Annotated in this window: 1 protein-coding gene (cut by both window edges); it reads right to left on the minus strand. The window is 70.9% G+C overall.

All 23,578 nt of this window come from inside a single coding sequence — locus tag ABEB12_RS24910, trypsin-like peptidase domain-containing protein, on the minus strand. Of the gene's 85,359 coding nucleotides, 23,789 precede the window and 37,992 follow it; the stretch shown corresponds to coding positions 23,790-47,367 (codon 7,930, partial, through codon 15,789, complete); reading right to left, the first codon wholly in view occupies positions 23,575-23,577. The start codon and the stop codon both lie outside this window.

Raw genomic sequence — 23,578 nt, forward strand, 5'->3', positions numbered from 1 at the left:
ATGCCCTTTTCGGGTGGCCAGTTGGTCGATGATGTCACCCACATCGTTCGCCGTCCGTGCCGGCGGGGCGCGCGCGGCGAGCAGGCGCAACAGCTCCCGCAGCTTGGCCAGCCAGCGGGCCAGCAGACCCATCCGGTGCGTCACCACCAATGCGACGACGGCGATGGCGGCCAGGCCCAGCCAGGTGTTCACCTCGCCGAGGATCACCCCCGGCGCGGTGTACGCCGCGTTCGACCCGTCGTCACGGTTGCGCCGGTTGTCCGTGTCGGCGGCGGGCTCCGCGGTATCGCGGGTGCTGGCGCCGGAATCCGTGCCCACGTCGGGGTCGTGAGCCGCCGGCAATATCGGGTGACCGGCCGAGCCGCGCACCACTTGCTCGTCGAACCGGGCAAGCAGCTCGGGGCCGATCACCAGGCCGTTGCCGAAGAAGTTGCTGCCGAAATGCAACGCCGCCGGCCGGCCGGTGTTGTCGTAGCCGATGCTGCCCGAGGCTCCTCCGGCGACCACGACATCCACCCGCGCGTGCCCGAACACCACCTCAAGCACGGGACCTTGCACGATTGTGAATCGACCACGCGAGTAGGTGAAGAATGTCAGGATCTCACCCACCTCCAGCGGGGCCGTACGCGGTCGCGCCGGGGAGCCGAGCGCTGGCGAACCGAGCACCGCAGCCACCGTGACCGCGGCGATGTCAATTGTGGGCTCCGGGTCACGCTGTAGCTTCGCCATCCAACGCCACCCTTTGCGGGCCATGTCGGCAAGGTCGTCGTAGCCTTCTAGGGGCAGGGTGCGTGGGTCGGTGGCCGCTTGGTCGGCGACGATGCGCGCTCCCGCATGCGCGTGCTTGGCGACGTGATAGTTCGTGACGATCGTGGTCGAGGCGGTGGTTTCGTCATCGGTCTGGAAAATCGCGCCGGTGGCCGAGACCTTGCCCTGGCCATCGTGGATGGCGACCGTGTTGCCCTCGGCGCGGGCGAACAGTTCCGGATGCGCCACCAACCCAGGGGCGCGGTCTGCCCGGACCGGGTAGAACCCGACCTGCAGGTAAACAGGTTCGACCAGGTCGTTGCCCGTCCGGTGGTTCGGCGTGCCGGGATGGCGTAGCCCGTCGGCGAGCGCCTCGAGCTCCTCGCCGACCAGCTCCTCCAAGACCTGCTCAGCGTAGGCGGTCGAGGTGCCGAAGTCTTCGCGATTCTCGGTGAACGGCTGGTCCAGCCGAACCCTACGCACCCGATACTTGCCGACCTGGTACTCGGTGACCGGTTGCGACCGGGACACAGCCGCCACCAACTCCAACATCCGGTCGCCCAGGCCGAGAGGAGTCGGCTCCTCGGGCAGCCACATCGCCTGCCGGATCAAGTGCTCCAGCGCGTTCGCCGCGCCGCCCGATTGGCTGTCGTCCCGGTAGAGGTGCGGGTCGTTCAACACCACGGTCCCGACCGAGCCACCGACCCGCAGCGCCCACACCGACTGTCCCTCGGAGTCGAGCACCGGCATGAACCCTGACGGGTGCTGAGGCAGGGCCGAGGGATCCGCGGGCAGGTCCACCCCGAAGGCCAGCGCCGACTCCAACCGTGCGGCGGCCCGCTGCCCACCACCGACGCTGAACAACTCAGCCCAGATGTCTGTCCGCAGCCTCCCCGCGGCCACGTGACGGCTGATCTCATCCAGCAGGGACGAAACCACCACGCGGGTGCCGCGCTCGGGCCAGTCAGCGATGACCAGACCGTCGAGCACATCACGGACCGGCTCCAGCTCCAGCGGGATGCCGCCGTGGGCCTCTGGGTTGTAATGCACCACCAACACCGGGCCGGCGGCGGCCACCAGCTCCGGATCCCGGGCCAGGACCCCATACCAATGGACCTTGACCATGTTCTCCAACGGCCGCAGCCACAGATCGCCCTCTCGCTGTTCCAAGCGCGACAACGCCTGGAACAGTGCGTTCCTGCGCTCCGGGGCCACGACCATCGCGGCCGCGAGCAGGCCGGACTCACGCGGCGCGAGCGCGCCATCATCGCCGAAGGCCTGGTCAGTCCTGGTGTCGAGAGCTAGCCGTCCTCCCTCCAGATAGAGGATGCCGGGGTGCTGTGCCACGGCCAAATTGACGATAAGGCTGTCCGCGCCGACCCGGGCGGCGAGCTCTTCGGGCAGAAGCGGCCGTCCCGCCCCAGCCAACGCGTCGGTGATCTTCGGCTGGAGGTGCCGGATCAGGTCCCCGGGCGACGGCGCTCCGAGGTTGCCGAGCTCGCGGAAGAGGGTGTGACGCTGCGTGCTGTGCCATTCCGGGTCGATGGTGGACGCCGTGAGGTTTGCCGCCCGCTCGGCGGCCAGCCCCCCGTCGATGTCGTTTCGGGCGAACGCTCGCAGCGCGATTCCGAACAGCTCGGTTGTTTCCCGCACCGCCGTCCGGGAAGCGCCGAACCGCTCGCCGAAGTCCGCCCAGTACCGGACCAGATCCGAGGCCTCGATCGCCGGCGGCCCGACGCTGTTCAGGTACAAGACCAGAACACTCAACCAAAACGCGTGGTTCTCACCGGCCTCGGTCCCCGCGAGGAACGCGGCGACCTCATCCCGCCGGTCCGTGGTGAGCAGGACGGCCCCACGGTCGGCCAGATGGACCGCGAGCAGTTCGTCGGCGACCCACGCCAGCCCGGCCTCGCTGAGCCGCTCGGCGGCCGCTTCGGTGTCGAGGACCAGTATCAGTGCCGGCACTCCGCCCAGCTCTACCAGCAGTCGGTCGTCGAAAATGATGAACCTGTCCAGCTCGGGCATCCGGTCCAGCAGGTTCCGCCACTGCTGCGGAGCCACCCACCTGGTAGGCACGGCACGAACACCTTCCGGCGCCCCGTCACCCCAGGTACGCCACGCGGGCAGCAACTCGTGCATCCGCTCTTCGCTGGTCTCACCCACCGCCGCAATGTCAGCCAGCACGACCGGCGGCGGCAGTGGCAGCTCCTGGATCCGGTCTTCGGACCACTCCGGGTGCGCGATCCGCGCGCCCTCCCACTCGTTGAGCTGCCGCCGCGCCCCGAGCGGAGCAAACGCCAGCCTCGGCACCTGCCGCCCGTCCGCATACACCGACCGGACACCATCGACGTCGGGGGCGACGAACAACAGCACCCGAAACTCCCGGTTCCCTATCGGAAGCCACTGGTTGATCTCTTCGTGCAGCCCGTGGACCTGGTAGAACCGGCTACGCCGCTCGGCCCACATACCGGTCACGTCGATCCGGCGCAACCACGGGTGATCCCGAGGAAGGAATTGCTTGCTCGCCGCCGTCAACGCCTGCCGCACCGCCCAGTACTCGACGTCGGTCAACCGGATCGGCCGCCCACTGCCCGGCTCCACGGCAACCGCGCCACCCTCACGGCGCGCCAACGTGTCACCTTCGGCGTGCGACCTGGCCTCGAAGAGACGCCGCACCGTCTCGATCACCGTCGAGACAGCAGTCAGGATCGGCTCCGCCGAGATATCGGCACGGCGGGCCTCGAATCCCAGATCCGCGCCGATCGCGGTGAGGGTGTGCAGGGTGCTGTCGGCCAGCTCCGTCACCCTGCTGCCTTCGGCCGCTTCATCCCGGATTCGCCGCACCAGGGTGACCGCACCCGCGACGGCGGCGCCGGCACCGGCAAGCACCCCGCGCAGCTCGCCACCGCGCTCCGGGCGCGCGGCCAGGTACTCAAGGTCTTCCTCGACCTCGGCCAGACGCTCCACCACCGCGAGGTAGTCGAGCGCTATCGCAAACAGCGGCCGATGCGCGGCATACACCTCTCCACCGGAGGCGGCCACCGCCGCGTCGAGCTCGCCCATGTCGGCGAAGGGGAACCACGCGGCGTCCCCGGCGTCATCACCGGCGGTCACGCCCACCGGCGCGGGCAGCACGAAGAGCCCCGCGAACGTGACAACCCAGGCCAGGTCGGTGGCCCGCCAGTCCTTGACATAGACGCTGCCGAGGATGATCGGGATGACGTGGGTGAGATCGATACCGGTTTCCTCGCGTGCCTCGCGGATAAGTGCCGCCAACGCGGTCTCACCGGCATCGATCATCCCGCCTTGGATCGCCCACACACCGCGGTCACGGCGCCGGATGAGCAGCACCCGCCGTTCCCGGCCTACCCCGGCGACCACGATCGCATCGACAGCGGCGTTCTCACCCCAAAGGCCGAGGTTTCGGCCAGTCCGGCCGGTGCGGCCGGTCGGGTTCAGTGGCAACCCGCGCCAGTTCAGCTTGAACGGGATCAGCGCGGCGGCCAGGCGCTTCCGCCACTCGGCGGGCGAGATGTCCGAAGGGCGGTTGCGCAGCTCCGCCCATGCGGCGGCGACCTCGGCGGCCAGCCCGGCCGGACGCAGCTCCTCGGGAGTGATATCCACGGGTCGGTAGCCCCGCCAGCGCACCGACCACGGGCGCAGGGCCTCCGGCACCTCGGTACCAGGGTGATCGACCGGAGCGTATTCCCTGGTCTCCCAGCCCTGGGTGATCGCGCGCAGCCCGACCAGCACGGCGACCGTGGCGACCAACCCGGCCATGGTCACCACGAGGGGCACCACTCCGCCGGCCAGCTCGATGACCCCGAACAACAGGGCCGTGCCGCCGGTCAGGAGCGGCCAGCCGGGCGGGCCGCGTGCCTGCCGGACGAAACGCAGCGTGCGCAAGGCACCCCAGCCGACCACGGCCACCACGGCTCCGAGCAGCAGAAGCATCGTTGCGCCACCACCGAGGACCGCGAACCCGACAACCACCAGCAACGTCGCACCGAACACGCCCGCCAGCGCCCGAACGCCGCCAGCCTGATAGAGCTTCCAGAAGCCGACCAACACGACCCCGAACAAGACCGACGCCCCCAGCAACGGCATCCCCGAAGCGACCAGGACCATGCCGAGCGCGACGGCCATCATGCTGCCAGGCAGCAGAAGCCAGCGGGTCCGCGAGCGCGCGGCCAAAACACCGGCGGCGAACCGCCGCTGGAGCCATCCGAGGATGCCCGGCAAGCCGACGAAACCAGCGGCCTGCGCCACATGGGCCTGGCGCCCAGCCACCAGCACCCACACTTCAACGAAGGTGGGCGCTCGGGTGGCGTGCCGGCCGGTAAGCGGCTCGGTGGCCGCATGCCCGCTCGGCCGGCGGTCGGTCGCTTCGCCGCCGGAACCCCGACCGCCGCGGGTCGACCCAGCTGTGTCGGCACTCCCGCTTGTCGACCTGCCCGTACCCGGGCCGTGGGCTCCTGAGTGCCCAGTTCGGCCGGGGCGCCGGCCCGGATCGCGCGGCCCACTAAAGCCCGGCTCGCTCGGACCAGGACGGTTCGCGGGTCGGGGACGGCGGCGGGACTGGGTGGTCAGTTCGACCACGGCGCGGGTGACGTCCGGGCCGCCCCGGCTGTGCACGGCCGGTGGGCCGCGCAGCGGGCCCTGGTTGGTGAGCAGGGCGACCAACTCGCCACGTGCGTTGACGATCGCCCCGCCGGAGAAGCCGGGAACGGCCCAGCCGAGGAAGCTGAAGTCCTTGATGTCCGGGCGGTCGAACTCGTCCAGTGGCCGCGCCTCGGCCACCGGACCGCCGGTCACCGCCAGGTACTGGGCGGTTTCGCTAACCCCGGCGTAGCCGAACCCGAGCACCGGTTCACCGATCGCCGGACGCTCCGCCGCCAGCGGCAGGTAGGGCAACGGCGCGCTGTCCCGCCGGGCGAGCCGCAGCGCGGCGAAGTCGGCCTTGTCGTCCCCGGCGTAGCTCAGCGGCCCGGACAGCCGGCCGAACCCGACGGCCTGCTCGACCCGCCGCTGCACCCGCTCGGCCTCGGGCAGGTCCAGCACCTCGGTGCCGATGGTGCGCCCGTTCCACAGCTCCGCGACAATGGCCTGCTCGGCGCGAGCGGCCGTCTCCAGCACGTGTGCGGCGGTGAGCACCGTGCCGTGCGCGTCGATCAGCACCCCGCTGCCCAGGGTGTGGCCGTTGGCCAGCCGCAGCTTCACCACGGCGGGTACCACCCGCTCGACCAGGTCACCGGCCATCGCGGTCGGTCCGGCCACGCCCGGGGCGGTCTCGGCGTAGTCGCGGTCCAGCGGCTGGGACTGCACCAGCCACGCCCCGGCTTCGGTGCGCACCACCAGCAGCGCGACGGTCTCGCCGCGCGCGTCCGTGCTCAGGTAGTACTCCAGCCCGCCGATCCGGGCGTGCGGCCGGGCCGGGCGCGACCGCCAGGCCTGCGCGATCTGCTCCGGGCCGGCGGAGATCTCGTCATCGCGGATCTCCCCGAGCGCCCCGCCGTACGGCGCCAGGAAGTCACGGTGCTCCCGGGCGAACGTGAGGCTGCGCAGCTCGACCAGCAGCGACATCACCGAGTCCGGCGCGGCACCGATCAGCAGGTCGTCGCCCCGGGCGTCGGGCAGGGCGATGATCTCCCCGCGCGGCCCGGCGGTGCCCCGAGGGGCGAACCCGGCCCGGGTGAACTGACCGGCCAGCTGGCGCTGTTCGGCCGCTTCGGCCCGCATGGTGGCCGCGTCCTGGACCGGCATGAAGTCCAGCACCGGCGGCGCCGACCCGCGCAGCGCGCCGATCGCGAACAGTAGGGCGGCCAGCACGGCGGCGGCCCGGCGCTTCCCGGTCCTCAGCGACGACGGCCGCGCCGGGTCCAACCCGTTCAGCGCTTTGCGCAACGCCCACCGTTGCCGCAAGCTCACCGGCTCGAACGCGATCACGCTCGAGAACAGGCGCAGCGACACCCAGCTGACCAGCGCCAGCACGCCGACCACCACGCCGGCCAGCACCGGCTGGCTAGTGAGCAGCGTGAGCGTGATGCCCAGCCACGACGACGGCACGTCGGCGACCGGCTCCGGCATCGCCGCCGGGTGGCCGTCGGCGATGAGCAGGCCGAGCGGGAGCGCGGCGAGCGAGTCCGGCCCGTTCGGCCGCCGGCGCTGCCCGCGCCCGTCGACCAGGGTGCCCAGCCGGCCGAGCCAGAACCGGGCCACGGCCAGCCCCGCCCGCGCGGGGGCGGGAGCGGTGCGCGCGGTCGGCAGCAGCTTGCGCAGCGCGGGCAGCTCGTGGAACCACCCGGCGGCGCGCTCCCAGGCCGCCGCCAGGCGGTCAGTCTGCGCCGGGGGTAGCTGGTCGATCAACGCCCGCAGGGCGGCTTCGGCCTTCGCCAGGACGCTCATCAGGTCGGCTGTGCTGGCCGCCGGCTGTTGTCGGCCCAGCTTCTGGATCGCCGCCGCGAGCCGGTCCGGCCCGTAGCCGAAGGTGAGATACATCCGCCACGCTCGGGGGTCACCGACCAGCAGCGCGGCGTCGGCCACCTCGCCGAACATCGCGGCGTCGAGGCGGTCGCCCCGCTCGGCGGCCAGGACCGCGGCGGCGAGGATCCGTCCGATCTCGAGGTCGGTGTCCGTGTCCTGGTCGGTGTGGGGCGAGAGGGCGTACCAGTGGCGGCCGATCTCGATCAGGCGGTCGAAGGCGGCGTCGTACTCCTCGGGCTCTAGGCGGGTGTCGCGGCGCGGGCCGAGCTCGCGGGCGACCGTGTCCAGCCCCTGGGCCACTTCGTTGAGCAGTTCGGCGCCCAGCGCCGGGTTCCCGGCGGCCAGCGCCGCATCGACGTGCTCGAACATGTCGTCGACCAGGTGGAGCAGGGTAGCCGGCGGATGCAGGGCACGGACCCGCCGGGCACCCTCGGCCAGCCGCAGCGGCGCCGTGGTGGACGCGGTGACCAGGCCGGTGTCCGGGTCGACGTGCTCGACCATCCCGACCACCCGGCCGTCCGCGCCCAGCACCGGGGCGCCGATCGCCGAGTAGTCCAGATCGACTCGGACCGTGAGGGTGGCTTTACCGGCGGCGACCGCTGGAAGCGCGGCGTGCAGCCACATGCCGGTGCCCTGGTGGCCGACGATGGTGACCAGGTCCCCCGGACGGGCCGGCCGGTCGGACAGCCGGAAGGTGTTGGCGCCCGCCCCGGGCCGGCGGAACAGCACCAGGCCCGCGCCCGGGTGCCCACGCAGCCATCCGAACAGCCGGTCGGCCCGCTCGACGAGCGCCGCGTGCTCCCCGTGGTCGGCGGGTTCGGTGCGCATCACCAGGCCGGCAGGTTCGGACCCGATGACGGCCGCATCCAGCTCCTGGGGACGACCGAACCCACCCGCCGAGCCGACCCACAGGTCCGGGCCGATCGCCCACACCACGCCGCGCTGGGTCCCGCCCGACCAGATCGGCCACACCGCGCCCATCGGCACTGGGTCCGGTCGCGTCCCGGTGGGCGACTCCGGGGCGCCCGGGTCCGGGATGGACAGCGAACCGACCCGCCCGCGCACCATCTCCAGCTCGTCCCCGACCATGGCGGCAAACCGCGCCCCGCGCGCCAGGTCCGCCCGCAGCCAGTCGCCCAACTCACCGAACAGGTCGGTGGCTCGACGCAGCGCCATCCGGGCAAGGTCCGGCCGGCCCTCGTCGACCCACCGGTCGGCGATATCGACCTCACGGTCCGCGGTACGCAGGCGCCGCCACGCGTCGTCGACCTGCCGCAGCCGGGCGGCGAGGGGCTTGGCGCGCTGGTCGTGGCCGCCCCGCCGGGCCCCGCCGTTGACGTGCTCGTCGATCTCGTGGCGCAGCACGTCGTCGAGCAGCTCGTCGTCGAGCTGGGCCCGCCGCTCAACGGTGATGTAGATCGTGCGGCCGACGGTGTAGGCGCCGAGCTTGGCCACCGTGTCGCGGCCGTCGCGGCCCGGGTCGTCGTGCGCGCGGTAGTACTCGGTCAGCCGCTCGGCCAGCCGGTCGTCCCAGACGATCGCGAGCTCCGGTGGGCCTCGGGCCGACCGGCCCCACTCCTCCAGCTCGAGCGTCCTCTGACGGTCCAGCCACGGCAGCACCGCCACCAGGCCGTCTTCTTCGATGCCGTCCAACGGCCGCAACGACACCGGCCCGTTGTGGCCACCGCCGGCGGACTTGCGCCGAGGTTGGTATATCCGGACCTGGTCGAGGGGTGCCGGCAGCGGAAGCATGCCGTCCGGGGTGCGCAGGAACTGGCGTCCGTCGGCCGGCAGCCACACCGAGCCGGGCTTGCCCGCCCGCCAGCGGGGGGTCAGCCAGCCGACGTCCCAACCGCTCGCGGCAAGCATAGGCCTGCGCAGGCGGATCGCCCTCGCCCAGACGTAGTCACGCAGCGCCGGCCCGAGGTCCAGCCCGCTCCGACCGCGCACCGGCCCGAGCGGCAGGATGCCGTCTGGGCCCAGGAACAGCACCACGTGGCCCAGCAGCCGGCCCCGCGCCCCATTACTTGCCTCCCAGACACCCAGGACCAGCTGCCGGGGGTGCAGGTAGTCGCCCGGTTCGCCGTTCGCGCTGGCGAGCTCATCGAGCAGCGCAAGGTCGGTGATCTCGCCGATCACCACGTCCCGGCCGCCAGCTCGGGCGTGTTCGTCTTTTGCCGAGAATCTCTGATGCACGGCGACCGCGCCGCTGCCGTGGAGCTCGCGCAGCTCGCCGTTCCAGGTGTCCCTGGCCAAAGCGCTGGCTTTGGCCGGGTTCTCACCGTTGAGCAGCTGCCAGCCGAGGTGGTGCAGCAGTCGCTGGACATCTGCCGGGAGCCGGTGCATCCGGGTGGTGAACAGGTCCCACAGGTCAGAGCCCGCGACCACGCCGAGCCGTTCGGCCAGGATCGAGGGGACGTCCTCACGGAGCTTGTCGAGCGCTCCAGTCACCGAGTCCAGCTGCCGGTGTTCGTTGAGCCGCAATTCGAACCAGGTGGGCAAGAGGCTCATCTGGCCGATCCGGCCCTCCCGAGTCAGCGCCGGGGCAAGCAAGACCAGGGTGCCGGCGAGCTGGACCCACGCGTCGAGCAGCGGCTCTTGGTCCTGCTGGTCGGTCGGCTCGGGCAGCGCGAGGATCAGCAGGTGGGTCAGCACGTCACGCACCTCGGCCAGGGTCGGGTCGGTGACCAGCCGGGCCAGGCCGACCAGGTACGGCGTCACCAGTTGCGGGGCGTCCAGCCGGGCAGCAGGGGTCAGCTCGTCGAGCGGCCAGGAGCCCTGGGTGACGGCCAGCACGACCGCGTAGGCGAGCCGCGCGGGCCGGTCCGCGCCGGCCAGCCAGTCGACCCCGCCGACCAGATCGTCCAGCGCGGCCCAGTCGCCGCCCTCGGCCAGCGGGAGTTCCAGGACCTCGACCAGGGTGCGCGGCAGCGCCTCGGCCCATTCCAGCCGGACGTCCAGCGGTGCGTGGACTAGCTCGCCCAACGCGGTGAGTGCGGCGGACCAGTATGCGGGGTCGACCGGCCCCTTGGTCGGGGCGTGGCCGATGACCGCCCAGGCCAGGAGCCGCGAGCGTACCTCCGGGGACTCACCGGCGGCCGCGACGGTGAAAGCCTCGATGGGGGTCTGCCCGGTCAGGCCGTCGTGACCGATGGCGGCTAGCTCGGTGAGCAGCCAGTGCACTCGGCGGGCCAGGTCGCTCGCCTCGGACACGAGCACACCGAACCAGTCGAAGCCCTCGGTGACACCGGCGGGCAGGCCCAGGTCGCGGGAGTTGCGCTCGGCCAGCACATCATCGAACAGCCTTAGTGTCACCCGATAAACCGGACCGTCGATCGACTCCGCTTCCCGTCCGGCTTGGTCGATCTTGCCCTCGGCGGCCAGCGCGAGGACGCGCAGCATGGGCAACAAGGTCGCCACGTCGTCCGGGTCCATGCCCAGCGACTGGGAGTCCGGCGTGTCCAGGCCGGCGGCGATCCGGCCGCGCAGCAGGCCGATCACCACGTTGGGCACAACGCCGAGCCCGGCCACGCTGTCGGAGCCGGGTTTTGGCATCTCCTTGTTGGATCGGTGAGTGAACCTGTTGGCCCGCTCCAACAACACGACCGCCTGGCCGGTTTCGCCGTGCGCGCCCAGCCACCGAGCCCACGCCGCTGCGACCGCGCCCCAGTGCTCCGGCGTGGGCGCGGTGTCGGTCAGCGCCGCGATGTCGCGCCCGGCGTCGCGCCAGGCCGGGACCAGCGTCTCCGCGGCGCGCAGCAGGGCGCGGAAGACCTCCACCCGCTGGTCCCGGGTGGCGCCCGGAACCCAGGTGATCTCCCGGTACTCGCGCAAAGCCTCGTCCAGGAAACCGGCGCGGGCCAGCAGGGCGACCAGGTCGGCGCGGACGGCCAGGTAACGCCGGTTCGTGGCGAGATCGAGGTCGGCCCCCGCTGCCAGCCGCTCCAGGTCACGCAGCAGCAGGCGCAGCTCCGCGAGCAGCGCCCGCGTCTGCACCGCCATCCGCCCGTCGGCGCTGGCCAGCTCGACAGCCGTGCGCAGCTCGGTGGGCCAGTCTCGGGGCAGTGGAGCGACGGCCTGGACCTGCTGCTCGGTCCAGTCGGGGTGGGCCAGGTGGGTCAGCTCGTGTACGAGCAGGTCGCGCACGACGTCGGGGTGAGTGTCGGCGAGCCGGAGCAGCACCACCCAGACCCGTGCATCCGCATGCATCCGGCCGTCGGAGCCGGAGTGCATGATCAGGTCGTCAATGTCGGTGTCGGCTCGGACGTGCCGGTTGAACCCAGCGTGGGCATCGAGTCCTGGCCTGTCGGCGGCCCGGAACAGCCGGTGCGGCACCCCGACCCGCTTGGCCAGCTTCCACAACTTGGCTGGCGACACCTGCTGGACGAGCGGGCTGGCCGCGATGGCCGGGGCCACAGAGCCGGTCTCGCCCTGGCGCGACAACCGGGACGGGCCACCTTCCGGAAGGTGCTCGCTGACGCCGACCGTTGTCCGCCCGGTCACAGGGTCGACGTCGTAGACGCTGATCGAGCCGCCGGTATCGAACAGGGTGGCGAGCCCGTCGGCGTAGAGGGTTTCGATTCGAGCGACGCTGGTGGAAGGGGTCTCGAAGGCGTCCGCTCGGTCGGCCGCTTCGGCGCGGTAGCGGTCGCGGCGGGACCGGTCCCCGAACCCGATGGTGCCCTCACGGCCGCTGGCGATGAAGTCCGCGGCCGCAGCGAGCGACTCGGTGAGCGCGGCGCTGAGCGGTTGCGGCTGGTCCGCGTCGGCGGCGGCGAGGACCGACTCGATCCAGCCAAGGTCGGTCAGCGTGCGCGCATAGGCGTCGTCGTCAACCGCCGTGGCCAGCAGCGCGTCCCGGTGCCGGAACATCTCGCGCAGCTGGGCGACGACCTCATCCTCGCCCAGCCGGCCATAGATGGCCGGGTCCGAGTGCACCATGACCCGCAGGAAACTCTCCAACGAGTCGTCCGCGACGAACTCCGGCATGAACCCGCTCAATGAGGGCTGCTGGTTCGGCCAGTACCGGTCGGCCAGGTCGAAGTCGATCTCGAACGCCCGGCCGTGCTCGTCGACCATCACGTTGCTCACGCCGGTCATGTCCCAGCCGCCCGACAACGCGTTCAGCACCAGGTTCACCGCGAGCTGGTCGAAGACGTCGTCCCGCCTGCCCGGCTCGAGTTCCCACCAGTCATTGTGTGTGCTTCCGGGGACCCGCTCGCTCAGCACCGCGAGCTGGCCCGGAGCCGCCGTCCGCTCGCCGCCGTACTCGACCACCGTCTCGACCAGCACCAAACGCATCCTCGGGGCCAGCCCACCGAGCAACCGGAACTGAAGGTTGGCCGCCACCTCGACCCACGGGTGCCTCAGGTCGTGGCCCGCCTTGAGCACGAACAACCGTCCGTTGATCTCGACGAGCACGGCCTTCAGCACTCCACGCGGCGCGCTCCCGCCGAGGGCCTCGCGGGGCGTCGGTGTGCCCCCCATCCGCTCCAGCGGCACCCCGGCGGCCGCCGGTGGTGGCCCCCGATTGCCCGAGGCCCGGGCCGCGAACCGGACGCGAACCGGGTAGTGGTCGCCCACTCGGGCCGACCACAGTGGTCCCTGGAACTGTTGCCTGGCTTCGGCGAGGATCGACGATACGTCGACGTTCGAGTTGTGGTGCACCAAGGCGACCCGGCGGACCCCCGCCCTGCTGGCGATGCCGGCCGCCGAACGGCCGGACATGTGCAGGCCGCCAAGCTCGGCCGTCGCCGTGGAGAACGCGTTGAACAGCGCCAGGTCGGCGTGCCGAGCGGCCTCGACCAGGGCCGGGGTCTGGCCGGTGTCACCGGAGTAGACGAGTGTTCCCGCGCCGCGCGGCCCGGTGACGCGCAGCGCGTAGGCCTCCATGCCCAGGTGGTCGACCGCGAAGGGAGTCACCGTCATGTCCCCGACGCGGACCTCGCGGCCGGGATCCAGCCCGACGAAATCGAACAGGTCGCCGACGGCTTCCGCGGGGTGGGGTCGGCCGGTGCGCCGGCCGACGGTGATGGTCATGCCGACCTGTTCGCCGAGGTCGACGTGGGTGTCCTCGCCGATGATGTGGAACTCGAAAGCCTGGTCGATCTCGGTACGATAGCCCCGGCCTCGGCTGCGTGCCCGGATCTCCTCGGCAAGCCCCGGCGGCCCGTACACCGGGATGGGGTTGGCCCTCGCGGCGTCGGCCGCGGCTGTGTCGGCGGCGCCGGTGTTGTCCTTCGGGTGCAGCCAGTTCTGGCCCAGGAACAGCAGCCCGGCGATGTGCTCGTCACTCAGGCTCGGCACGACGATCGCGGTGAGCCGGTCGCGCAGCCCGAATCCACCCAGCCAGGCATCCGCCTCTGACCCGGCCCCGACCAGCACGGACTTGCTGTCAGACGAGTACAGCTCCCCCGCTCGGTCCGTGACAGACACTCGCCTGGCACCGGTCACCGTGACCTGGAACATGGGTGACGTCTCGTTGCCCAGCCGGCGGGCGAGCTCGGCGCTCAGCGCGTTGGGCCCATACAGTCGCAACCTGCCACCCGAGGTCCGAACGAGCCGGGCCAGCTCGACGAGCTCGGCGAAATGGTCGTCATGCAGGTGGGTGATGAACACCGCGTCCGGCTGCCCCAGCGCGAGGCCGTCCAGCCCACGCGTCGCCCCCACTCCGGCATCCAGCAGGACACTGGCTCCCGGAGTGCGCACCAGATAGCTCGACGTCCCCACCACGGTGTTCCGCTTCACCGGCGCGCTCCCGGCAACGCCCAATACATCCACCGTCATCGACGGCGCGTCAGGCGAGGTGATCTCGCCGGCGCGCGGCGCGATGGTGTGGCCGTCGGCTCCGCCGAGCTGGCCACGCAGCTTGTCGATGGCCGTCATAGCCTGGAACCAGCGCGGCAGCTCGGCATTGGTCAGCTCGTCGCGCCGCGACCAGATCCGGTGCAGGTGTTGCTCAGCCAGGCCTAGGTCGTCCAACGCCTCGTCGGGCCCGACGTGGCCCGGCAGACCGACCCGGCGGATCAACGCCTCGGCCCGCCATAGACGCAGCCAGATCACGGGTGGGCCGCGCGGCCCGAGCGCCCAGTGGGCCAACCAGGCGCTCCCGAGCAACACGGCGGTCACGACGATCCCGGGCAGGTTCGGCGAGTCCGGACCGAAGAACGGCACCGCGCCGGTGGCCGCCTTGGCGAACGCGGTCGAGACGCGCACGGCGAAACCCGGTCGCTCAGCTCTCGACGGGGTTAGCGTGAGCAGCACACCGGGGCCCGTCGCGAGCAGCAACCCGACGGGCAGCACAACGACCGAGCCCCCCGGGGCAGGGGCATTTCCCAAGTGCGCATGGCTCGTTGTGTGCCGCGCCTCGACTATACGAACGGGCTGGTTTATGTCCGTGCGAGCTTCGTCCCTGGCTGTGGGTCCGAATGCGCGGATCTGGGTGTCGGTGCTGAACGCCCGCTGCGGTCGCCAGCTCGGGTAGACCCAGCTGTCGAGCCGGGTCAACAGCTGTGAGAGGTGTTTTCCGGCGGCGATCGCTTCGGCGGCGGCCTCGGCACCCCCCACACCGGTCCCGCGAGCGGCGTCGAAGGCTTGGTAGGCGGCCCCCAACCGGTGCGCGGTCGCCCGCAGCTCGGCGTCAAGTTGCTTGCGCAGCTGGCTGACCAGGCGGTCGTTGTCGCGGTCGTGTTCTGGACCGGTGTGCTGGTTGTTGTTGATGTGGTGGTCGCGTTCGTGGCGCAGGAACTCCAGCCACCAGCGGGCAAAGCCCTGGTCGAGTTCGATCAGCCGGTTGACCAGTTCGGCGGCCCATTGAGGTAGCAGGATGAACGGGGTGCCGTCGGCGCGGCGTCCGCCCCAGCCGATCAGGCGCCTGCCCAGCGGCGCCTGGCCGGTGACCAACACCCAGCCGAGCAGCTCCGCCAGCTCGGCCTCCTCCTCGGCGGTGAACATCCCCGGCGGTCCCCGTGCCAAGTACGGGAGCCCCATACCCAGCAGCGGGTCGGCCTCGCCGGCCAGCCCGATCGCCTCGGCGAACGGCAGCAGCTGCTGCACCCGCTCACCCGGCAGATCAATCGCCAACCCACCACCGGTGACACCGGCAACCAGCCGTATGACCGTGATGCCGCCGGGGGTCAGCGCGAGGTTCAGCCGATCGTCGTGATCGGGGATCTCGGCGAGGTAGCCCTGCGTCGTCATCGGGTTGTTGCCCAGCTCGGCCAGGGCACCCAACGGGACCTCAGTGATTGCACGGGCCCGCAGGTAGTCGACGATCAAGGCTGCGACGTCGGCGTCGCGCTGGTCGGCACGGCTCGGGCGCAGCGCGATGTCCGAGCGCACCACGACAAACCGGTAGCGGTTAGTGACGTAATTCAGGTGCAGCTCGACCAGGCCGCTCCCGTCGGTGGCGATGCCAGGGGTATTGAGCTCGACTAGCCCGGTAAGCAGCGGTTCGGCATCGTTCAGGAACCGGACGGCCCGCTCGGGGTCGTCGTCGAGGATCTCGTCGGCCTCCTCGACCAGCCGCCGCGCCTCGGCCAGCTGCGCGGCGGTCTCTCCGGAGCGGCCGAACAGGTCCGCACGCAGGGCTCGCAGGGCGTCGGTCTCGGTGTCGACGACGGCGGCGGGGCCAGTCGGGATATGGGCGACGGGATGCGAGCGGTGCACCTCGAGCGAGAAGTCGGTGTCCAACGGGCGGGTCCGGTGAGCTTCGAAGTCGGGAGCGAGGCCGTCCGCGCGGATGTCCTTAGCGGTGCCGTCGGAGACCATGTGGTAGGTCTCCCTGCGGATCTCCCCGCTGTCAGTGGGCATGAACTGCCGCTTCGGGTGGTATGTCCTTGGGCCGGTGCGCGGGGTGTCCAGCATTCGGCCCAGCTCATCGCGCCAGGTTTCGAAGTATTCGCGGAACTGCCGGTCGAAGCCGTGGCCGACGGGCGTGGCGACTCGCAGCACCCGCTCGCCATCGCCGTAGGCCTCGGACGCCGCCCGGATGCGTCCCTTGGCGTCCTTGACCGCGATCACCGCGAGGCGCGGAGTAAGCACGTAGGTCTGAGTGTCCACCCGGTAGAAGCCCTGCTGCGCGCACAGGCAGGACCCGTCAAGGTGGAGGTTCATCAGCACGACCTCGATCGGGTCGGTCAGCACGCCGATCGTGTAGCGCTGGCCCCCGACGGTGATCCCCTGGTCTGGCGGGGCCTCGTGGCGGGCGATCACCGAGGGCGCCACCCCACCGTTGCGCTCGGTCACCCATTCCAGCCAGGCGGCCCAGAACGCTTCGCCGGCGGCGGCCCGGTCACCGCCGGTTTCCAGCCACACCTGTGCCCACCCACCCAGCAGGGTCTTGAGCTCCGCCCGTGCCACTGGGAAGTAGCCAACCAGCACGTTCCACACCTGGGGGTCGGTGTCTGGGCGCAGCGTGATTGGGCCATCAAAGTCGACGCCGAGCAGCTCTAGCACCACCCGCGCGACCTTGCCGGCGACCTCGCTGACTATCTTGTCCTGCGGCGAGGCACGCCGGGTCTCGGGCAACGCCGCCAGCTCGCTAGGCAGGTTCCGCAACCGTTCCATCAACAGCCGCTCCAGCTCGGCCAGCTTGGCCCGCTCGGCGTGGGTCAGGTTTTTGCCGCCGGGACCGCGACCCGATGCGGCGAGGAGGATCGGGTAGATCTCCACCACCGTCTTGACCAGCTCCACCCACTTCCCGGTGAACTCGTCACGCAGCCGCCGAGGGTTCTTCTCCCGTGCCGGGAAACCGGGAACCTGAGCGAGCACATCGAGCAGCGGCCGTCGCAGCGCTTCGAAATGGGCATCGGACCACACCACCAGCAGCGGCCGCAGCTGCGCCTCCGAACGAATCACCCGCTGGGGCAGCAGCCGCAGCCAGTCGGCGTCACCGGTGAGTGCTCGGAGCAACACCAACGACAGCTGGTCCCGCAGCGCGTTGCCGTGCTGGTAGCCGGCCAACCACGGCGCAAGGTAGCCGCGCACCGAGCCGTAGTCGGCATCCGGTTGGAGCGGGTTGGCCACCGCCTGCACCAGCGCTTTCAGTACCGCAGTGGTCAACGGGTCGTCTCGGCGGGTGGCCAGCTCCGGCAACAGCCCCAGCGCCGAGCGCCAGAACCACGGTGTCCCGTGGTGGCCGGGGGCCGCACTGTCCAGCACCCAGTTCGCCGACCGCATCCACCGATGCTCCGAGGCAATCGCCGTGAGCACCGCCACCGCGAGTGCCCGCACCGGTTCGGGTGTGCGGTTGGGGCCGTCCAAAAGATCGCGCGCGGCATCCAACTCCCGGCGCGCGGTATCTAGAGCCTTCCACGCCTCCTCCCGCCGCCTGGCCTGTCGGAGAGTCCGTACCTGCGTCAACGCCTCTTCGGCGCGCAGCAGGGCGTGCATCGCCGGGTGAACGCGGTCACTGCCGGCCCGATCCGCTTCGACAGCCGCCCTGAGGTTGAGCAGCAGGGCATAGGCGTCGTGCCGGGTGTCGGTGTCGTCCCGCTGGTCAACGGGCTCGGCCGGCGTCGGCGGGACGTCGGTGCGCCGTAGGTAGCGCATCAACCAGGGCGTGACAGCGAGTACCGCCAGCACACCGACCGCGAGTACCACGAGCCCCCACGCCGGCAGGACGTCGGGGATTGACGTGGAGGCTGCCGCCTCCGCGCCAAGTGTCGCGGCGCGCGCCGGCGCGGCGGCCAGCGTGATCATCAACATCGCCACGGCCACAGCCACGGTCAGCACCTGGACCACGTGATCCGCGGCGGAGCGTGACTTCCTGGCCGGGAGGTGGTCGTCCAGGCCACCGCCGTCACTTGGTGGGCCGCGCCGGGTGATGATCAATGCCAGCACGGCGGTCGCGGTGAGGATCACGGCCCTGGCCGGCCACGGCAGGTCGGAGGCCAGCGTCTGGTAGCCGCCCCAACCGCTCAGCGCGAGGAATCCGAGCTGGCGGACCAGGCCGGCGTCCGTCTTTGCCAGCGCGCGGCCGAGTGCCCGGGCCTGGGCCGGGGTGACCAGGAGCCGCAGAGCCATGACCACCCCGGCCCCGATGGCCAGCGCGCCGGCGGTGACCAGTACCGGTCCGCCGGAGGTGAAAGCCAGCAGCTCCAGCGCCAACCCGCCGGCCACCGGGAGGCTGAACCACAGCCCGATACGGAATTCCCGAGTCAGCGGCAGCGACCAGTGGCGGAACACCAGCCGCACGTTCGCCGCGATCGAGGCCGCCACGTTCTGCACGGCTGCTCGCACCGCGTCGCGCAGGCCGCCGAGAGTGTCGTTCACCGCGTCGCGCACCTTGCCGACCGGGGGATAAATCCCTTCGGCGATCTCCAGGGCGGTATTCAGGATCAGCCCGAAGACAGCCATCCCGATGAGCGGGTCGGCGTACAGCGCGAGAACGTTGAGTACAGTAGCCAGCGCGCCGGTGGTCAACGCCGCCAGCCCGCCCAGGCTAACCGCGATCACACCGGCGAGGAACACGCCGACACTGACCTGGGCGTCGGTGCGAGCGTGCTTGGCCTCGTCGTGCAGCTCGTCCAGGTCCAGCCGCTGCGCGGCCAGCATCCGGATCCGCGCGACGGCTTCGTTCAACGCCGCACCGGTCAGGGCCACGACCATCAGCAAGAACGGGGCGCGCATCGGCTCGACGTACAGCAACCGGCGCAGCGCCTCGACGAACACCAGCACCGCCGAGCCGGCGACCGCCCCAACCACCATCCACCGGGTACCGCGCTTGGCCCGTTCCACGGAGCCAATCTTGTTGACCACCCAGCCAATACCAGTCACCTTGACCAGTGCCCACGCAGCGACCACTAGCGGCGCGACCATAGACCAGCCGACACCGGCGAGCCCTCTCCTAACACCGATCCCGCCGAGGAACGCCCGCACATCGAGGGTGGCCAGCCACAGGAGCAGACCGAAGTTGAACGCCGCGATCATCGGGATCGCGCTCAAGGCGTCACCCACGTTGTGCACGATGTCGCCTTCGAGCATTGCGGAGTCCAGCCCGAACCAGCCCACCATCAGGTCCTGCAACACCGCGGTGAGACCAAGGATGACCAGCGTCCCGAACAGCACCGCGGCACCCCAGCGCGACTGCGCGATCTCCGGAGCCAGCTCCCCATGCCCGTGACCATGCCCGTGACCGTGGCCGCTGTGATGTGTCCGCCACCAGGACCGGACACCGCGCAGCACGGTCCTCCCCGTAACCAGACCGACGACGGTGATCCCCCAGTGCGACACCGGGGTCCCCAGCAGTGCCGGCAGCGGCAACGCCGCGCCCAGCAACGCAACCCCGACCACGACCGCGGCGATCATGCCGTCGCGGCTGGACAGCCACTTCCACGCGGCCGCGGCCGCATTCGGCGCGCCCTCCGAACCGTTATCCGGCAGGAGATTGATCAGGTTGTTGCGATCGACACCGTTACCCGTCGGGCCGCGCCGTGTGATGATCATCGCCAGCACCGCGGTCACGGTGAGGATCACGGCCTTGACCGGCCACGGCAGGTCGGAGGCCAGCGCCTGGTAGCCGCCCCAACCGTTCAGCGCGAGGAATCCGAGCTGGCGGACCAGGCCGGCGTCCGTCTCTGCCAGACCGCGGCCGAGCGCCCGGGCCTGGGCCGGGGTGACCAGGAGCCGAAGCCCCATGGTCACACCGGCCGCGACGGCCAGCGCGCCGGCGGTGACCAGTACCGGGCCGCCGGGGGTGAAAGCCAACAGCTCGAGTGCCAGCCCACCGACCACCGAGAGGCTGAACCACAGCCCGATCCACCATTCCCGGGTCAGCGGCAGCGACCAGTGGGTGAACATCAGCCGCACGTTCGCGACAGACGTTCGCAGCGCCGGGCCGACAGGGTCGTCGTGCCTGATGAGGTAGCCGACGACGAACGCGGCCAGCGCGGCCAGCAGAGAGCCGGTGATGATCGTGGCGACCGGGCTGATCAGCCACATCAATCCGGCCGCGACGATGACCATAGCGCCGTCGTCGAACCAGGTGGTGAGCCTTGGCCCGGGCAGCGTGTGCTTCTGGTTGTTGCGCACGTCGGTCTTGTAGACGTGGATGGTGCGCCAGCCGATGGACATGGCCATCGAGGCGATGGTGATCAGCACCGCGCCGATCACCCAGTGACCACCCAGCGCGGCGGCCAAGTAGCCCTTCCCACCCCACTCGGTCGGCGCGGACAGCCGGAACAGCCAGGCCCAGTGCCCCAGGTCGAACACGGCGAAGGCCCAGAACCGGCCCCACCGGCGCCCCCGGCTGTTCAGGGTCGGGTCCAGCCGGTTCAGGTTGCCGGCGGCGAGCCGGGGCAGCTTCAGGGCGAAGACGAACCCGAAGTGCGAGGTGGCGAACACCAGCGACTCAATGAACACCCAGGTGCTCATGTCGCCGACCGGGACGTTCGCGTGCAGGCTGACCACGAAGCTCAAGGTGTGCAGGGTCAACAGGCCCAACTGCACCCTCCGGGCCTTGGTAAGCCGCTGCGGCAGGTCACCGGGTAGATCGGTCAGTGTGCTGACCACGGCGCGCACGAACATGCCCATCGTGCTGGCCAGGGGCAGCACCAGCGCCCACACCGGGCCGGCGAGGATGGCGAACACCGACAGCGCGATGAAGGCCGCGTACACCAGCGCCCGGACCACCCGCTCCGCGGTGAGGTTCGGCGCCCGCGCCTTGATCGGCGACCACAACAGCCGCAGCAACGCCGCGACGCCCACGCCGGCGGCCACCATTGCGGCCACCGTCGGTGCGGCGCCGTCGGTACCCGCCAGTACTCCTGCCGCAGCCCCGATACCAACCCCGGCGGTGATCCCCAGGCCGACTCGCCGCTGCGGCGACAAGTCCACCGACCAATCACCGAACACCGCCCGCAGATTGGCGATGACCTCACCGGCCGCACCCCGGTATCGCCACCCGAACAGCCCGCCGACGAGGGCGAGCGCGGCTCCGCCCAGGCCGAGCAGCCAGCCCCACAACCCAGCAGTGTGCGATGGCTGGCCACGCCCTGGTGGCGCGGGCTCGCTCGGCGACGAAGATCCGCTCGTCGTCTGAGACTGGCTCTCGCTCGACGGCGAGCCCTGGGTTTGCGTGTCACTCGGCTTCGATGTCTCGCTCGACCCCGGCCGCTCACCGGATTGCTCGTCCTGTCCGGGCTGGCCGTCGCCCGGCAAGGTCCTCGGCGCGGTACCGAAACCGCCGGCCGGGATGGTCAGCCGCTGACCCGGGTCCAGCTCGTCCGCGCCCTGGTGGGCGAACATCGTCGGGTTGGCGTCGACGAGGACTGCGGGATCGGAGTGGCCGTAGTCGGTGAACAACCCGAACCGGGCGATCACCACCGTCAGCGAGTCGGACCGCAGCCCGGTCTCGACCGGCACCGTCACGTACCAGACGTTGCCGGTGCCTTCTGGCAGATACAGCGTCGTCTTCGCCGGGAACGGTGTGTCCAGGGTGGCCGGCCAGTCCTCGTCGGAGATGTGCTGCTGGTTGACCGCGCGCAGCGCCGCCGCCGCGTGGTCTGTCGCCTCGCGGGTGCGTAGCACCTCAGGGCCGTACAACCCCTCGAGCCAGCGGCGCGGCGTGTCACCCTGCTGCGTGCGTGCGACCCGCAGCAGGGCGACTCGCGGCTGCTGGTACTGCTGCGCCGCCACCGCCGGGTCGAAGCCCGGGGCGGCGTGCGCGTCCGGAGCCACCAGGCCGATGCCCATCCCGGTCACCATCGTCAGCAGCCCGCCGGCCACCCAGTAAGCCCAACGCCCGCGCGACACACCATCGCGGACGTGCTCAGAATCCGACGACGGGGACTGGACAGGCCCGCCGTCGCCCTTCCGGCTCCCAGTCCACCGCACCCAGCCCGCTACCCGCAGGCCTAGCCCGCCCAGCAGCGTGTTCAGCCGGACCAGCAGGCCCGGCACCAGCAGCACCACCATCACGGCGGCGACCGTGATCAGGGCGGCAGTCTGCCATGGGTGGGTGGTGGCCCAGTGGTGTCCGGTCAGGCCGGCCCCGGCCGCCAACGGCGCCAGGCTCGAGTTCCGGTCCGAACCATTACCGCCGGTGTTGTCGTCGCCGGTGTCACCGGTGTGGTTTTTGTTGGTGCGGTTTTCAGTCAGCTGCTCACCGGCGCGACCACTGGAGGCGGTCGGGCCAGAAGCCGGCCCGTTGTCCTCGTCGGTGTGGCCGTCACTGGGCGCCGCGCAACCGTTGACCGTCGCGGGCTCAGCCAGTTGCTTCTCGAAGTCGATCTGGTTCAGCACCGAACGGAACATCACCCGGGCGAAGGCCTCGGAGTCGGCAGGCCCGGCGACACCCAAGGCACGCAGGTCATCGAGGGTCTGCCGAGTGAGCGCGGCGTGGTTAGCCTCGGTGACCGCGCCGGTGCGATGCCCGTTCTCGTGGGCGATGACCAAGCCGCGCTGGAACCGGTCCAGGTCTGCGGCATGACCGAACCGGGCCGCGGCGTCTTCGGCGTCGGCCAAGACCTCGTCAACGGTCCTGGCCGGCGCCTGGCCCACCCGGGCGCGCAGTGTGTTGCCCTGGGTCAGGTCGGCCCGGTGGGCTGCTTCGTCGTATTCGGTGCCGGTGCGGTGGAAGTTCTTTTCGTGCCGGCGCACGTGTGCCCAGAACGCCGAGTTCCGGATGCCGAGCAGCGACCTCTCCGAGTAGACGGTGTGCCAGCCGTCGGCGTCGACCCAGGTGAACGCGTCCAGGCCGTCGATCGGCTGGCCGAGCACGCCGGAGGCCAGGCGGTCGACCTCGGTGTCCGGGAGGATCTGCTCCCGCTGGTCCAGGTCGTCGCCGAGCAGCGCGCGCTCGGTGGTGTTCGGGTCGCGGCGGGACAGGTCGGGTACCACGTGGCGCAGGAAGTCTCGCTGGCCGGTGGTGTACGGCTGGTGGGAGAACGCACCGGCACCGGTCCATGGCTTCCCGGCGCGGCGGCTCTGTTCGTCGATCAGGACAAGGTCGAACCCGGTGCCTGCGCGCTCTTCGCGTTCGATCCAGTAGCCGTGGTCAATGCCGTTCTTGCGCACGGGCGTATGAGCGCCGTTTTCATAGTCACGCCAAATTTTCGCTCTATCTGCTTTCAGGAGCTGTTGGTATTCAATGAGTGTGGTCCCGGGTGGTGGTTCGATGCTCGGGAAATTGCCTACCTTGAGGGCGCCGTCGACAAACTCCGCGAATAGCTTGAACGTGTCGACGCCGTAGCGCTGCTTTGCCTGGTTCAGTCGGTCAAGGAACGCCGCATCGACGGTTTTCCCAAACTGCGGTTGTTCCCGGAAGAGACGCAGCACGCTCGCCACGGCGAGCCCGGATTCGGCCAATTGTGCCTGCTCGCCGGGGCCGATAGCCATCAGCCAGTCG

It is taken from the genome of Actinospineispora eucalypti (assembly GCF_039543365.1).
In the GTDB taxonomy this organism is placed as follows: domain Bacteria; phylum Actinomycetota; class Actinomycetes; order Mycobacteriales; family Pseudonocardiaceae; genus Pseudonocardia; species Pseudonocardia eucalypti.